Genomic DNA, 15245 nt, shown 5'->3' with positions numbered 1-15245 from the left:
GCGTACACGCCAAAGCCTAGGCTTCTACAGTGCGGTCGTCCATTTCTTTCGGAGCTTGCACCATGACCTTGCAGATCGGCTTTCTGTTGTTCCCCGGCATCCAGCAACTGGACCTGACCGGCCCCTATGATGTCCTCGGTTCGCTGCCAGACGTGAAGCTTCACCTTGTATGGAAAGACCTCGCGCCGATCACCTCCAGCACTGGCCTGGTGTTCACGCCGACCATTACTTACGCCGACTGCCCGAACCTGGATGTGCTCTGCGTACCCGGTGGCGCCGGTGTGGGCCCGTTGATGGAAGACCCGCAAACCCTGGATTTTCTCAAGGCCCAGGCACAGACAGTGCGCTACCTGACCTCGGTGTGCACCGGCTCATTGGTATTGGGCGCAGCAGGGTTGCTGCGCGGTCGCAAGGCCACCACCCACTGGGCCTACCACCACCTGCTCGCCCCGCTCGGTGCTGTTCCCGTGCAGGAGCGCGTGGTGCGTGACGGCAACCTGTTTACCGGCGGCGGGATCACCGCCGGCATCGACTTTGCCCTGACCCTGGCCGCAGAGTTGTACAGCGAAGCGGCGGCGCAACTGGTGCAACTGCAGATCGAATATGCGCCGGCCCCACCGTTTGACTCCGGCCGCCCGGAGACTGCGCCCCGATATGTACTGGAGGAAGCCAACAAGCGCACGGTGGAGTCACGCAGAGTGCGTGGGGAGATTGTTGCGCGGGCGGCTGCGCGGTTGGGGTGAATGTTCATCCGTGGCGAGGGAGCAATCTCCCTCGCCACAGTACAGCGCTGTTTCTTAACTGACAGGCATCGCCGTTACTGCGCTCGCGTCTCGCCGCCTCCCTCTACTACCCGATCAACCAGCAACTGAACGCCCTCTACCATCCGGCAAATCCCCAACACCACACTGCGTTGCGAACCTTCAACCTGTACGGACCGGACACGCTGTTCAAAAGTGAGCCGCCGTCAGGGCGGAACCCTGAGTGGCCGTTACCGCAGGAATGGATATGTACTCGGTATGACTGTGTCGGCTGTCAGGCCGCCTTCGCGAGCAAGCCCGCTCCACATTTGGATCGCGGGGTGTCAGGTAGAGAAGCATCGCCTGTCAGGCCGCCATCGCAGGCAAGCCAGCTCCCACAATTGGATTGTGAGGTGTCAGGTAAATGAGCATCGACTGGCAGGCCGTTACGGGAGCAAGCTCCCTCGCCACACAGAAACCTGCTTGGCTTCCCGCGTGTCGTCAGGCAGGACGCGACATCACCGCCAAGCGCACGGCCAACGCCATCAGCACCGCCGCCAAACCCCACTTCTGCAGCCAGGCGCTTTTGGTGCGTTTGGCGAAGAAGCGGCTGAGCGCCCCGCCAAACATGCCCAGCAGTACATGAAACACACTCGCGATCAGCGTCAGCACGGCGCTCGCAGGCTCTACAAAAATTGTGCTGGATACATTACTGACGCAGCAAACCAGTGATTGCTGAATGCCACAACCAACGTCTAGAATGCGAAACATTATCAATTAAGCCTGCTGCGCCAGGATGACCATGTCGAGCGATCACCCACTGGACCATGCCGCCATCGGCCAGCTATACCAAGCCCACCATTCCTGGCTGCGCGGCTGGTTGAGCCGACGCACCGGCTGCCGTGAACACGCCGCTGACCTGGCGCAGGAAACCTTTGTGCGCCTGCTCAACGCGCGCAAGCAACAGACCTTGCAGCAGCCGCGTGCTTACTTGAGCAGCATCGCGCGCAGTTTGATGATCGACCAATACCGACGCCGCGAACTGGAACGTGCCTACCTGGAAAGCCTGGCGCACTTTCCTCAAGTCGAGGTGCCGAGCGAAGAAACCCGCCTGCTGATCCTCGACAGCCTGGCGCGCATCGACCGCTTGCTCGACCAGCTCAAGCCACGGGTGCGCGAGGCGTTTCTGTTGGCCCAACTGGACGGCCTGACCTGCGCGCAAATCGCCCTGCGCCTGGGCGTGTCCAAGGCCACGGTGGAGCGTGACCTGTCCAAGGCACTGCACGCCTGCTATCGGTTACGTTATGCCGAATGCTGATCCGCGCCTGGTGGACCAGGCCATCCAGTGGATGATCAAGCTGCGCTTCAACACCGCTGACGACGCCAGCACGGCGGCCTTTGAGCAGTGGCTGCACACCAGCGCCGCGCATCAACTGGCGTGGCAGCGCGTGGCGACCATGAATGACGACTTCACCCAACTGCCGGCGCATGTCAGTCGCCATGCCCTCGATGGCGCACGCCAACGTATCAGTCGGCGTGAAGGCTTGAAGCTGCTGGGCTTGTTTGCCGGCGCCGCCGGGTTGGCCTGGCTGGGTCGCGACTACACGCCCCTGCCCGCCCTGATGGCCGACTACCGCACGGCCACCGGCGAGCGGCGCTGGGTGGCGTTGAACGATGGCAGCAAGGTCCAGCTCAACAGCGCCAGTGCCATCGATATCACCCTGAATGCCGAGCGGCGTCTGGTGAACCTGCGTCAGGGTGAAGTGTTGGTCAATACCGGCGCTGACAACCGTCCGTTCTGGGTGCACACCCGCGATGGTTACCTGCGCACCCTCGGCACGCGCTTTGTGGTACGTGAAGAAGCCCAAGGCACGCTGCTGGCTGTGCAACAGGGTGCGGTCGCGGTGTATGCCGACAGCCATGACGCCAGCGCACGCCAAATGATCAAGCCGGGCGAACAGGTGCTGTTCAACCGTAGCGGCATTCGCCCTTCTCCCACCAATGGCCTGGATCCCTGGGCCTGGAGCGACGGCGTCATCAGCGCCCACAATATGCGCCTTGACGACTTCCTGGCCGAACTGGGCCGCTACCGCAACGGCTTGCTCCGTTGCAGCGAAGCCGTCGCGGGGCTGCGGGTTTCGGGCACCTATCAACTGGAAGACACCGATCAGGTACTCAAGCTGGTGGCGCAATCGTTGTCGATCAATGTGACCTACCGCAGCCCCTATTGGGTGACCGTCTCCGCTCGGGTTTGAGCGGCCGAAAATAAATGAGGTGAATTCTCATTGCCATTCGACCTGTAAGGAAAGGCCGATCAACAGGCCGGTGTTGTCCACTTCCTTCAGGAGCATCCCGCGGTCATGCAAGCGTTCCCCTCCAAACGTTCCCCCCTCAGACACGCCCTCAATGCCACTCTTCTTGGCGCGTGCGTGGCAGCCAGCGCTTTGCCGTATACCGCAACAGCCCAGGAACCCGGCAGCGAGCGCCAGGCCCGCACCTGGAATATTGCGCCCGGGCCTCTGGCCGGCGCCCTTGATCAGTTTGCGCGGCAGGCCGGTATCAGCCTGTCGTATGACGCGGGCAGCGTGGCCGGCAAAAGCAGCCCGGGGCTGAGCGGCACCCTGGCCCCACAACAGGCCCTGAGCCAGTTGCTTCAGGGCCAGGGTTTGCAGGCGCAAAGCCAGGGCCAGAACGCCTGGTTACTGCTACCTCAGCAGCAAGCCGGCTCGGCACTGAACCTGGGCGCCACCACCATCACTGGTGATCGTCTAGGCGCCACCACCGAAGGCAGCGGTTCCTACACCACCGGTGCGGTGACCATCGGCAAGGGTGAACACAGCCTGCGACGCACGCCGCAATCGGTGAGCGTGATGACCCGCAAGCTGATGGATGACCAGAACATCACCACCATCGACCAATTGCTGGAGCGCACGCCAGGGATCACCAGCTACGAGTCGCCCATGGGCGGCAAGTATTTTTACTCCCGGGGCTTCAAGATGCTCGGCCAGTACCAGTTCGACGGCGTGCCGCTGGACATCGGCAAGGACTACATACAGGCCGACAGTTTCAGCGCGAACATGGCGATTTATGACCGGGTGGAGGTGCTCAAAGGCGCCGCCGGTATGCTCAAGGGCGCCGGCACCGCCAGCGGTGCAGTGAACTTCGTGCGTAAGCGGCCCCAGGCCACCCCGACCACCAGCCTCGGGCTGTCGGCGGGCACTTGGGATAACTACCACGCCGAACTCGACACCGGCGGCCCGTTGAATGACAGCGGCACAGTGCGCGGCCGTGCGTCGGTCAGCCAGCAGAATCGTGGCTCCTACATGGACCTTGCCAAGCGCCAGGACCAGGCGTTTTACGCGGCGCTGGACATGGATGTCAGCCCTGACACCACCCTAGGCTTCGGCGCCAGCTATGAGGATGTCGACGCCACACCGTGCTGGAGCGGCCTGCCGCGCTACCGCGACGGCAAAAGCCTCGGCCTGAGCCGCTCCACCTGCCTGGGCCAGGCCTGGAACGATTGGCAAAGCCAGCGCACCACGCTGTTCGCCGATCTGACCCATCACTTCAACGACGACTGGAAGCTCAAAGTCAGCGCCGTGCATAGCCGCAACCTGCAAGACATCAAATACGCCGCCAGCGAAAGCACCGTGGACTATGGCAACCCGGCCCCTACGCTCACCAGCTACGCCGCGCTGCTGGATTACGATCACAAGGACTACGGCCTGGATGCCTACATTGATGGTCAATTTGAAGCGTTTGGCCTGCAACATGAGTTGATCCTCGGCGCCAATGGCAGTCGTGGCACCCAGGACGATGTCTACGCGATCCGCAACCTGCCCCAGCGCCAAAGCGTTTTCAACCCCAACCACCACTTCCCGGAACCTGCCGACGATACCTTCTGGCCCAACATGTACCGTGGCGGCACGGTCAAGGAAACCGCCACCCAATACGGCGCCTACGCCACCTTGCGCCTGCGCCTGGCCGAACCATTGATGCTGGTTCTCGGCAGTCGCGTCAGTTGGTATGAAAACCGCCGTGAGTCCTTGAACCTGGCTTGGGGCGAGTGGGCCGACCAGGATGCACGCACCAAGGAAACCGGCGTGGTCACGCCGTTTGCCGCGCTGATCTACGACCTCAATGACAACCTTTCGGTGTACGCCAGCTACGCCGATATCTTCCAGCCACAAAGCTCCTACGCCACGGTCAGCGGTTCGGCGCTCAAGCCGAAAATGGGTGAGAACTACGAGCTGGGTATCAAGGGCGAATGGTTTGACGGGCGCCTCAACAGCTCCCTGGCGCTGTTTCGCGCCATCGAAAAAAACGCCGCCCAAACCGATTTCGAGACCCGCTGCGGCAGTTCCTCTGACGGCTACTGCTACACCGACACGGGCAAAGTTCGCGCCCAAGGGGTCGAGGCCGAGCTGAGCGGCGAATTGCTTGAACGCCTGCAAGTGTTTGGCGGCTACACCTACACGCAAACCAAGAACCTGAAGAACATCGACAGCGCAGCCGAAGGCGCGGTGTCCAACACCTACGTACCAAGGCATATGCTGCGTTTGTGGGGCGACTACCAGTTGGACGGTGCACTGTCAAAATGGACAGTCGGCGCAGGGGTCAACGCCCAAAGCAGCAACTACCGGTTGCAAACTATCAAACTGGAACAGGCCGGGTATGCGTTGTGGAATGCGCGCATTGCGTATCAGGTGGACGACACCTGGACTGTGGCGCTCAACGGCAACAACCTGTTCGATAAAAACTACTACCAGACCGTGGGTACCTCAGGCTGGGGTAATCTTTATGGAGAGCCGCGCAACCTCACGCTGAGCCTCAAAGGCAACTTCTAAACATCAGCAGTCCTTGCACCAGAGCCGGCAAGCCGGCTCTGGTTCGACAACCCCCCTTCCCCCGCCCTGCTTCTGTCAAAAAAAAGCTTTTTTCGCTGGCAGGCAAATCCCCACGTTTGTTCCTACACTCCAAAAAGCCATCATCGATTCTCGATTTTTCTGAAAGCCCGGCCTCCCATGTCAATAAATCGTCATATCATGGGAGCCTCATGAGAGCCATTGAAGGCAAGGGCAAAAAAAGCCAAATCATTGACACGGAACCTCAAGGAAGCCACTATTTAGCCATCACTCCGTAAATTCCTGCGTCTGAACAGGCATTACGTATTACCCAGCAACTGCAGTTGTTCGATTTGCACCACTTGTAAAGCAAACCTGCCTTATGGATGAGCAAAACGAATAGGAACGTTCTGGTGGTGTATTGAGGATCTGATCTATGCGCGGTAAATCGTCGGTCGATAGCCTGTTTTTGACTCGTCCCGGTTTCGTTGAGTTTTTTGTCGTCTTCGTAAAACTGATCCACGGCCTCACTGCTGTAGTGCCGGCAATTATCCTGTTGTTCTACCCGGAACCCGTCGCCGAGCACATGCGCAACCACTACCTTGGCCTGCTGGTATTCTTTGCGCTCTTGACCATCATTCTGTTCCAGGCCCTGGGGGTGTACTCCGAGGATCTGTTCAGCAATCGCCTGCGTTTTCGCGTGATGCTGGTGGCCTGGGTCTCAGCGTTTTGCATCCTGCTGTTCATGTACCAGATCCTGCTGCTGTTCCCACAGTTGAGCCCACGCAACCTGGCGGCTTGGTTCTCCATGAGCCTGGTGCTGTTTGGCGTGGAGCGGATATTGATGCTGCGCCTGTATCGCCATTTGATGAAGAACGGCAAATTCTTGCAGCGTACGGTGATCCTGGGTTTTACCGAGACGGCGGTGCATGTGGCTGAACACCTGTCGCGCAACAGCGATATCCGTTCCGGCCTGATCGGCTTTATCGACGACCGTACCGAGCGCATTCCCAAGGAATTGAGCCGCCTGCCCTTGCTGGGCAATACCCGCGACCTGGAAAAGCTGATCCGCTCCGAACAGGTCAACCAGGTCATGATCACCCTGCCCTGGGCTGCCGAGCAGCGTATCAACGGGCTGGTCAAACGCCTGCGGCAGATGTCGGTGAACGTCATGCTGGTGCCCGACATGGCTGCCTTGCGTTATGGGCATAACCGCATCACCGACGTGGGCGGCATCCTGATGTTCAACACCTCGCAGTTGCCGCTGCGCGGCTGGTCGCCCTTTATCAAGCGTTGCGAAGACCTGCTGCTGGCCAGCCTCGGCCTGTTGTTGCTGTCACCGGTGATGCTGGCGACGGCCATCGCGATCAAACTCGATTCCAAGGGCCCGGTGCTGTTTCGCCAGAAGCGCTTTGGCTACAACGACAACCTGATCCGAGTGTTCAAGTTCCGCTCGATGTACGTCGAACAGACCGACCTCAACGCCGAGAACCAGACCACACGCCAGGACCCGCGCATCACCCGGGTAGGCAGGATCATTCGCAAGACCAGCATTGATGAGCTGCCACAACTGTTCAACGTGCTGCTGGGCAATATGTCGATGGTCGGCCCGCGCCCCCACGCCACTGCCACCAAGGCCGCCGGGATTCCGTTCGAGCAAGCGGTCAGCGAATACAGCTCACGCCACCGGGTCAAGCCAGGCATCACCGGCTGGGCACAGATCAATGGCTACCGTGGCGAGACCGACACCCTGTTCAAAATCCAGAAGCGAGTCGAATACGACCTGGAATACATCGCCAAATGGTCGGTGTGGCTGGATCTGTACATCGTTTTCATGACGGTTCCGGCCGTCCTTTCCACCAAGGAAGTTTATTGATGAACCCTCTTAACGGATTGATCCCGTGCATCATCTCCGGTGGTTCGGGCACGCGGCTGTGGCCGGTTTCGCGGCAGAACATGCCCAAACCCTTCATGCGCATGCGCGACGACCAGAGCCTGCTGCAAAAGACCTTCCTGCGCGCCAGCCACTTGCCGGGGGTGGAGAGCATCCTGACAGTGACCAATCGTGACCTACTGTTTCGCACCCTCGACGACTACCGCGCGGTGAACACCCAGCGATTGGCCCTGGAGCTGCTGCTGGAGCCGTTTGGCCGTAACACCGCCGCCGCCATCGCCGTGGCCGCCTTGCATGTGCAGGAGCATTTCGGCGCTGAAGCGCAGTTGCTGGTGATGCCCGCCGATCACCTGATCCTGGATGAAACGGCCTTCGCCCAAGCGGTGGAAAAAGCCCGTGCGCTGGCCGAGGCCGGTTACCTGGTGACCTTTGGCATTCAGCCTGACCGTGCCGAAACCGGCTTTGGCTATATAGAACAAGGCGCAGCGTTGGGGGCCGGGTTTCAGGTCCGGTGCTTTGTCGAGAAGCCCGATCTGGCCACCGCCCAAGGCTATCTGGACGGCGGCAAGCACCTGTGGAATGCCGGCATGTTCTGCTTCAAGGCGGCCAGCCTGTTGGAAGAATTGGCCAGCCACGCCCCGGCAGTGCTGGACGCAGCCAAGGCCGCACTCGAGCACAGCCAGAGCCTGCAGAACAGCAGCAGTCGCCAGCGTGAGCTGAGCCCGGAAGGTTTCGGTACCGCGCCGGACATCTCCATCGACGTGGCCCTGATGGAAAAATCCGCAAAGGTCGCGGTCGTGCCCTGCAACATTGGCTGGAGCGATATCGGTTCCTGGGAAGCGCTGCGCCAACTCACCCCCAGTGATGACAATGGCAACCAGATCAATGGCGAGGCGATCCTGCACGACGTGCATAACTGCTACATCGACTCGCCCAAGCGGGTACTCGGTGCAGTGGGCGTGCGCGATCTGATCATCGTCGACACCCCGGACGCACTGTTGATCGCCGACGCGCACCGCAGCCAGGACGTGCGCTATATCGTCGCCGAACTCAAGCGCCAGAATCACCCGGCGTTCAGTCTGCATCGCACAGTCACCCGCCCGTGGGGCACCTACACGGTGCTGGAAGAAAGCACGCGCTTCAAAATCAAGCGCATTGTGGTCAAGCCAAAAGGCTCGCTGTCCCTGCAAATGCACCATCACCGCAGCGAGCATTGGGTAGTGGTCAGCGGCGCAGCGATGATCACCAATGGCGAGCGCGAAATCCTGCTCAATATGAACGAGTCCACCTATATTCCCGCCGGCCACAAACACCGCCTGACCAACCCCGGCATCATCGATCTGGTGATGATTGAGGTACAGAGCGGTGAGTACCTGGGCGAAGACGACATCGTGCGTTATGACGACATCTACGGCCGCGCGCCGGTGGAAGAGAAACCCTGATGCGCACGTCCCTGATCATCCCCACCCGCAACGCGGCCAGCCATCTGGACCGCTTACTGCCGGCGCTGCGCATGCAAACCCTGCAACCGGACGAGATGCTGGTGGTCGACAGCGCATCGAGCGATGACACCGTGGCGCGCTTTCGCGAGTTTGGCGCGCGCGTGGAGGTGATTGATGCCCGCGACTTCAACCACGGCGGCACTCGGCGCTGGGCCAGTGAACAGGTGGGCGGCGACGCTTTGATCGTCATGACTCAGGACGCAATCCCCGCCACGGCCGAGACGTTCGCCAACCTGATCGCCGAATTGCAACTGGAGCCGCTCAATGGCGTGGCCTATGGACGGCAGCTGCCGCACCCCGGTGCAGGGGTGCTGGGGGCACAGTCGCGGCACTTCAATTACCCGGCGGCCAGCCGCAGCAAAAGCCTGGCCGATGCACCGCAGCTAGGGATCAAGACCTGCTTCAGCTCCGACTCGTTTTCGGTGTACCGACGCAGCGCCCTGCAGGCGGTGGGTGGTTTTCCCCAGGATGTGATTGGCAGCGAAGACGCCTACGTCGCCGCACGCATGTTGCTGGCCGGCTACCAGGTGCGCTACGCCGCCAGTGCGCAGGTTTATCACTCCCACGATTACCGCTTGCTGGACGAGTTCAAGCGCTACTTCGATATCGGTGTGTTCTACGGCCGCGAGGCGTGGATTCGCCAGGCGTTCGGCGACGCCGGCGGCGAAGGTAAGCGTTATGTGCTGGCCGAACTGCGCGCATTGCGCGAGGCCAACGCGCTGCACCGTGCGCCGGAAGTGGTGGTGCGCAGCGCCTTTAAATTGCTGGGTTATCGCCTCGGCCACCTTGAACGCCACTTGCCCAACTCGCTTAAACGGCGCCTGGGCATGTTTTCCACTTACTGGACTTGAGCCGTCATGAAGACTACCAACCGACGTTCCCGTCTTACCCTGCTCAGCCTCTTGAGTGCCTCAATCTGGCTGGCGGGCTGTTCGACCCCTGCGCGGGTGCCGCTTCCTGACAACAATACGCTCAAGGCCGGCCATCAAGCGGCGCTGACCCTGGCCGACCTGCCACCACCCCAGGTGCTGATCCAGACCGGCGACTCGCTGCGGATCGTGCGCGACGCCCAGGAACCGGCGGCGGCCGATGACATGACCGTATTCGTCGTGCGCCCCGACGGCGTGATCTCGGTACCCAATATTGGCCGGGTCAAGGCCGCCCTGCGCACGCCCGAAGACCTGGGCAAGGAAATCACCGAGAAGTACAAGCGCATCTACCGCGAACCCGCGGTGACGGTGAACATCGCCAGCGCACCGAGCAACAAGGTGTTTATCGGCGGTGCGGTGTCCAACCCGGCGTTTTTCGACCTGGCCGGCAACGTCAGCGTCGAGCAGGCACTGCTCAGTTCCGGTGGTGTATTGCCCTCGGCGGATGCCTCCAACGTGGCCTTGCTGCGCACCGGGCCAGATGGCAAGTACAGGACGTACTTCATCAGCCTGGAGAGCATGTTGACCAACCCCAATCACCCGCGGGTGGCGTTGCAGCGCGGCGATTTGATCTTCGTGCCGCAGTCGGGCATCGGCGCGACGGTGGAGGCCGTGGATATGTACTTCACCAAGCTGTTTCCGATCAACAAGGGCATTGGCATTGGCTTGAATTACGACCTGAACAAGAGCGACGTGAAAAACAGCGGCAACACCATCTACAACAACCCAACCATCAACGCAGGCCAAGGATTATGAAGCGGGCGTCGTATCACTCGAACCAAGCGTTCCCGTCTTTCGTAAACCCCATATGCAATGGAGTGATCCTGTGATCGAAATCCGCTCTCTTCGCGACCTGCTGCGGCTGTTTTTCATCTACCGCCGCGAATTCAAACTGGCAGTGATCACCACGATCGTCGTCGCGGTGCTGGGTGCCTTCCTGTTGCCGGCTCGCTACGAATCCGACGCGCGCTTGTTGGTCAAGCCGGGGCGGGACAACACCACCTTGCCGATCGAAGCCGCCAACCGCCAGACGCTGATTGCCCCGAGCACCCAGCACGACCCGATTGTCGACGAAGAAAAAATGCTCACGGGCCGGCCCATCGTGCATATCGTTGCCGAGCGCTATATGGCGATGACCTCCGAGCCGCCGCAGGGCTTCTGGAAGGTCACCAAGTTCTACATCAAGAAGGGCCTTGGCGAAGTCATCAACGGCGTGCGCAGCGTGCTGCAGTTCGTAGGCCTTGCCGAGAAGCAAAGCCCGCTGGAGCGCCTGGCGACCTCGCTGGAGAAGAACTTCAAAGCCGGTCACGAGCCGGGTTCTTCAGTGATCGAGATTTCCTTCACCTGGGACGACCCGGCTGTGGCGCAAAAAATCGTCGAGGAATGGGTCAACGCCTACCTTGAGGAACGTGCGCGGATTCTCGGGCGCAAGAGCCTGCATACCTTCTACGAAACCGAACGCGCCAAGGTGGCGGAAAATATCCAAAGCCTGAAGGACCAACTGCAAGGCCGTTTGAAGCAGATCGATTCGATCAGTGTCGATGCGCGCCTGAAGAACCTCACCAGTCAGATCGACCGTGTCACCGACGCCAAGGTCAGCGCACAAAACCAGATCTCGGGCATTCGCAGCCTCCTGGCCAACGCCAGCCAGCAGATCAAGAGCCAGCCGGCAGACGTGGTGACGATGCGCGAAACCAGCCTCAATCCCACCCAACTGGACCTCAAGCGCCAGCTCAATGCGCTGCAAGTGGAACGCGCACGCCTGTTGCGCACCTACCTGCCGGGCACGCCGCAGGTCAATCAGATCGAGCAGAACATCCGCGACATTGAAGCCCTCAGCGCTCAGGAGGCTACGCGCCTGGAACGCTCGCAAAACACTGCGCCCAACAGCTTGGTGATCAACGTCAAGCAGCAAGTGATCGACGCCCAATTGCAAGAGCGCAAACTGGCCGGGGAGATCGAGAACTACGACAAGACCCTCGCCGAACTGCGTGACCAGCGTGACAAGGCGATGACCGATGAGCCGGAACTCAACAAGCTGAGCCAACAACTGCGCGCCGCCGAAAAAAGCTACGCCTTGTACTCGGACAATCTTGAACAGGCGCGTATCGATCACGAACTGGACAACAGTCAGATCAGCAACATCGCGCTGATCGAACACGCCACCCTGAACCCGTCACGTGTGTTTCCCAAGAGCCTGCTGATTCTGTTGTTCGCCATTCCCGCCGGCGTAGCCGTGGGCTTTTTGACCATTTATGTGCTGTACCTGCTGGACCAACGCATCCACGATGGCACCCGCTTGCAGGAGATGTTCCAGGTGCCGCTGTGGAGCAGCATCCCCGACGTGCAAGACGCCACGCCGGCCGCCGTCACCGCCAGCCTCTATCGCCTGTACAGCCTGCTGCCCCTGGAGCGCATCGCCAGTGAAGGCTTTGCCCTGGGCCTGACCTCGGCGCGGCATGGCGAGGGCGTGACGTTTATCATCGAGCAGCTCAAGCGCCTGCTGGAAGAACGTGGCCACCGCGTCTCGGTCGACGGGGCGAACGCGCCCACGCCGGGTGAAGTGCTGTTGCTGGACGCCTCGGCCTTGTCGTCCAACCCGCAGGCCTTCCTGACGCTACGCCGTGCCGACCAGATCGTGCTGGTAATCGAAGCCCGCACCAGTACCGTACCGACCATCGAAAACGCGGTGTCGCTGCTGACCACCGCGTTCGGCAAAGTCGACGGCATGATCCTCAACCGCCGCCGCTTCGAAGTACCGGCCAAGGTCCTGGCGCGGATCAACAGCTGGCGCGGTGCGGCCTGATGCGTATTGCATTGCTGGCCCCTCTGCCACCGGAGCAGACCGGAATCGCCGATTACGCCGCGCATTTGCGCAACGCGTTGATCGAACTGGGCCTTGAAGTGGTGACCCCCCTCGCGGGTTGCCAGGACCTGGCTGAACAGTTGCGGCGCTTGCAAGCCTTTGACTGGCACGGTGTGGACCTGGTCCATGCCGAATTGGGAGGTGGGCGCTTCGGTGAGTTCCAGGCGCTTGACTACCTGCGTCGGGCACATCCACAACTGCCGTTGACCGCTACGGTGCATGATCCGGAGCGCTTGATCTGGCGCCGGGCCAAGCTGTTTTTCCCCTTGACCCTGCTCGAACGCCTGCCCCACCCGCTGCCCCAGGCGGCGGCGCTGCTGGCCGACCCGCTGACCTTGCACGAAGAACGACGCCTGGCCAAAGGTATGCGCCGGCTGATCACCCTCACCCGCCTGGGAGGCGACTGCCTGCGCCAACGCATGGGCCTGCGCCCGCAGCAAGTGGCGGTGATTGCTCACGGCAACCTGCCCATCGCGCCCCAGGACTTGCCGCCGCTTGCGCCGCTGCGTCTGTTGTATTTCGGCTTTATCTATCGCGGCAAGGGCATTGAAGATCTGCTCCAGGCCCTGGCCCAGTCACTTTCCGCCCACCCGCAATGCCGAGGCCAGGTGCGCCTGACTCTGGCCGGCGGCACTGCTCCGGAAATGACCTTTGACCCGGCCGGCAACTACCTCGACGGCCTGCGCCAACAGATCAGCGCGCTGCACCTGGAGGACGTGGTGGACTGGCAGTTGGACCTGCCATCGGCGCAGATCGCCTCTACGATCCAGGCGCACCATGTGATGGTGCTGCCCTACCGCGAATCGAAAAAACTCGGCTTCCTGGGGCAGATGCGTGGCACCAGTGGCGCACTGTCGTGGGCCAATGCCTGCGGGCGCGGGGTAATCACCTCCAATGCGCGTGCCTTTGCTGAAGAGGTGGCCGGCGGCAATGGCATCACCTATCAGCAGGGCGATATCGATTCCTTGAGCAACGCCTTGAGCCGCTTGATCCTCGACCCGCAACAGGCCCGGCAATGGGCTGCCCGGGCAGCGGAAATCGGCCACCAACGCCAGTGGGCCACCACGGCCCAACGTTTTGCCGAATTATTTCGGGATGCTTGTGAGGAGCCGTTGCGATGAATATTTCATCTGTTCGCCCGATGTGGCGCTATCTGCCGCTGGTGCTGGCAATCGCCGTGGGTGGCGCCCTGCTGTCGAGTGAAAAAGTCGATGCGCAGCCGGTGAATCTGGCCCCGGAGCGCACTGTGGTATGGAAGGACTTCCTTGGCGTGAACGCGCACTTTCTGTGGTTCACGCCCGAGCAGTACCGCCAGCAGATCAAGCAATACAAGAAACTCGGGTTGCAATGGGTGCGGGTCGACCTGCACTGGGATCGCCTGGAGCCCACAGAAGACGGTTATCAACTCAGCACCTTCGATGAACTGGACCGCACCCTGAGCGCTGAAAAAATCCGCTCGGTGTTTTACCTGGTGGGCTCGGCGCCCTTTATCACCACCGCCCCCAAGGGCGCGCAGTTCCAGGACCAGTATCGCCCGCGGGACCCCGAAATCTACGCGCTGCGCCTGGCACTCCTGGCCAAGCGCTACCCCAATATTGATGCCTGGCAGGTGTGGAACGAGCAGAACCTGCCGAACAACTGGCGCCCCAAAGTCAACGCCAAGGAGTACGGGCAATTGTTATTGGCCAGTCACCAGGCGTTGAATATTGCTGCGCCCGGCAAACTGCAGGTCATGGGCGGCATGGCGTACTACAGCCAGATGCCGCCGCGTGGCAAAACCCTGATGTTCGAAGCGCTCGGCGCGCTGGGCGTGCAAAACCTGGGCATGGTCGCGGCCTATCACCCTTATTCGATGACCCCGGAAACCGATGAACCGGGCAAGAACGAAGTGCTGCTGCGCGGCGATCAACTCAATACCATGCTGCACGGCGCCGGGATCAAGAACGTATGGGCTACCGAGTGGGGCTGGTCCAGCTATGCCGGCCCCAAGGAGATGCAGGACCTGATCGGTATCGACGGGCAGGCCGACTACACCTTGCGCCGCCTGGCGTTGATGGCGTCCCAGGACTATCAGAAGATTTTCCTGTTCGCGCTGTCCGACCTCGACCAACGCGCCTCGCCACGCGACCAGCATTACGGCCTGCTGAACCTGGACGGCGAACCCAAGCCGGTCTACACCGCCCTCGCCCGCTTCCTCGAGATCACCGGCCCCTCCCTTAAACCCGGCACCACGCCCAAGCTTGAGGATGTGCCGGACAGTTTCTACAGCGTGGCCTGGACTCGGCCTGACGGAAAACACTTGTTGATGTACTGGAGTGCCAAAGGCAGCAGCATCAGCCTGCCGGACATCAAACACGCAGAACTGCTGGACCCGCTGACCGGAGCCCGGCAGCCCCTGAACGACGACAACGGTATTCGCCCAGCGGTGAAGCCGAGTTTGCAGATACTGGTGTGGTAGCCCCGGGCATGG

At 61.2% G+C, this 15245-nt stretch carries 11 protein-coding genes and 1 pseudogene; 11 read left to right on the top strand and 1 reads right to left on the bottom strand.

Annotation, left to right across the window (positions count from 1 at the left end):
- Positions 1-62: 62 nt before the first annotated feature.
- Entirely contained in the window at positions 63-743 is a 681-nt protein-coding gene (locus E4O97_RS25545; protein ID WP_078820828.1) for a DJ-1/PfpI family protein, read from the top strand.
- 498 nt (positions 744-1241) lie between these two features.
- Here E4O97_RS25545 and E4O97_RS25540 read toward each other — a convergent pair.
- A pseudogene (locus E4O97_RS25540) lies at positions 1242-1412 on the bottom strand (LysE family translocator); the annotation flags it as partial.
- Between the two features lie 130 nt (positions 1413-1542).
- Here E4O97_RS25540 and E4O97_RS25535 point away from each other — a divergent pair.
- The 10 genes from E4O97_RS25535 (at position 1543) to E4O97_RS25490 (ending at position 15233) form a co-directional block, all read left to right on the top strand.
- The gene (locus tag E4O97_RS25535; RefSeq protein ID WP_032876877.1) at positions 1543-2058 is read left to right on the top strand and encodes a sigma-70 family RNA polymerase sigma factor; all 516 of its coding nucleotides are present in this window, start codon (positions 1543-1545) and stop codon (positions 2056-2058) included.
- On the top strand, positions 2045-2995 hold the full coding sequence (locus E4O97_RS25530; RefSeq protein WP_032876880.1) for a FecR domain-containing protein: 951 nt from the start codon (positions 2045-2047) through the stop codon (positions 2993-2995). The genes E4O97_RS25535 and E4O97_RS25530 overlap by 14 nt, the downstream gene beginning before the upstream one ends.
- Before the next feature lie 105 nt (positions 2996-3100).
- The gene (locus tag E4O97_RS25525; protein WP_248131552.1) at positions 3101-5587 is read left to right on the top strand and encodes a TonB-dependent receptor; all 2487 of its coding nucleotides are present in this window, start codon (positions 3101-3103) and stop codon (positions 5585-5587) included.
- A 433-nt stretch (positions 5588-6020) separates the two neighbouring features.
- On the top strand, positions 6021-7460 hold the full coding sequence (locus tag E4O97_RS25520) for an undecaprenyl-phosphate glucose phosphotransferase (protein ID WP_032876885.1): 1440 nt from the start codon (positions 6021-6023) through the stop codon (positions 7458-7460).
- Complete coding sequence (locus E4O97_RS25515) at positions 7460-8920, top strand: mannose-1-phosphate guanylyltransferase/mannose-6-phosphate isomerase (RefSeq protein WP_248162615.1); 1461 nt, start codon at positions 7460-7462, stop codon at positions 8918-8920. The genes E4O97_RS25520 and E4O97_RS25515 overlap by 1 nt, the downstream gene beginning before the upstream one ends.
- Positions 8920-9831 (top strand): glycosyltransferase, encoded by a 912-nt coding sequence (locus tag E4O97_RS25510; RefSeq protein ID WP_194440396.1) that lies wholly within the window; start codon positions 8920-8922, stop codon positions 9829-9831. Before E4O97_RS25515 ends, E4O97_RS25510 begins: the two co-directional genes overlap by 1 nt.
- Positions 9832-9837: 6 nt before the next feature.
- Positions 9838-10665, top strand: coding sequence for a polysaccharide biosynthesis/export family protein (locus tag E4O97_RS25505; protein ID WP_032876894.1), 828 nt, complete (start codon positions 9838-9840; stop codon positions 10663-10665).
- A gap of 70 nt (positions 10666-10735) precedes the next feature.
- A complete protein-coding gene (locus E4O97_RS25500; protein WP_248131550.1) occupies positions 10736-12715 on the top strand; it encodes an exopolysaccharide transport family protein in 1980 nt (659 codons plus the stop codon).
- On the top strand, positions 12715-13896 hold the full coding sequence (locus tag E4O97_RS25495; protein ID WP_248131548.1) for a glycosyltransferase: 1182 nt from the start codon (positions 12715-12717) through the stop codon (positions 13894-13896). The genes E4O97_RS25500 and E4O97_RS25495 overlap by 1 nt, the downstream gene beginning before the upstream one ends.
- Positions 13893-15233: a beta-xylosidase gene (locus tag E4O97_RS25490; RefSeq protein ID WP_103735419.1), complete on the top strand. Its 1341-nt coding sequence runs from the start codon at positions 13893-13895 to the stop codon at positions 15231-15233. Before E4O97_RS25495 ends, E4O97_RS25490 begins: the two co-directional genes overlap by 4 nt.
- Positions 15234-15245 lie beyond the last annotated feature (12 nt).

It is taken from the genome of Pseudomonas sp. W15Feb34 (genome assembly GCF_023127765.1).
Taxonomy (GTDB): Bacteria; Pseudomonadota; Gammaproteobacteria; order Pseudomonadales; family Pseudomonadaceae; genus Aquipseudomonas; species Aquipseudomonas synxantha_A.
The sequence above is the reverse complement of the archived record's forward strand: the minus strand, read 5'-3'. Positions and strand labels throughout refer to the sequence as shown.

Excerpts from the sequence above, each read along its gene's own strand:
- E4O97_RS25545 (WP_078820828.1), top strand. The coding sequence starts at position 63 with ATGACCTTGCAGATCGGCTTTCTGTTGTTCCCCGGCATCCAGCAACTG.
- E4O97_RS25535 (WP_032876877.1), top strand. The coding sequence starts at position 1,543 with ATGTCGAGCGATCACCCACTGGACCATGCCGCCATCGGCCAGCTATAC.
- E4O97_RS25530 (WP_032876880.1), top strand. The coding sequence starts at position 2,045 with ATGCCGAATGCTGATCCGCGCCTGGTGGACCAGGCCATCCAGTGGATG.
- E4O97_RS25525 (WP_248131552.1), top strand. The coding sequence starts at position 3,101 with ATGCAAGCGTTCCCCTCCAAACGTTCCCCCCTCAGACACGCCCTCAAT.
- E4O97_RS25520 (WP_032876885.1), top strand. The coding sequence starts at position 6,021 with ATGCGCGGTAAATCGTCGGTCGATAGCCTGTTTTTGACTCGTCCCGGT.
- E4O97_RS25515 (WP_248162615.1), top strand. The coding sequence starts at position 7,460 with ATGAACCCTCTTAACGGATTGATCCCGTGCATCATCTCCGGTGGTTCG.
- E4O97_RS25510 (WP_194440396.1), top strand. The coding sequence starts at position 8,920 with ATGCGCACGTCCCTGATCATCCCCACCCGCAACGCGGCCAGCCATCTG.
- E4O97_RS25505 (WP_032876894.1), top strand. The coding sequence starts at position 9,838 with ATGAAGACTACCAACCGACGTTCCCGTCTTACCCTGCTCAGCCTCTTG.
- E4O97_RS25495 (WP_248131548.1), top strand. The coding sequence starts at position 12,715 with ATGCGTATTGCATTGCTGGCCCCTCTGCCACCGGAGCAGACCGGAATC.
- E4O97_RS25490 (WP_103735419.1), top strand. The coding sequence starts at position 13,893 with ATGAATATTTCATCTGTTCGCCCGATGTGGCGCTATCTGCCGCTGGTG.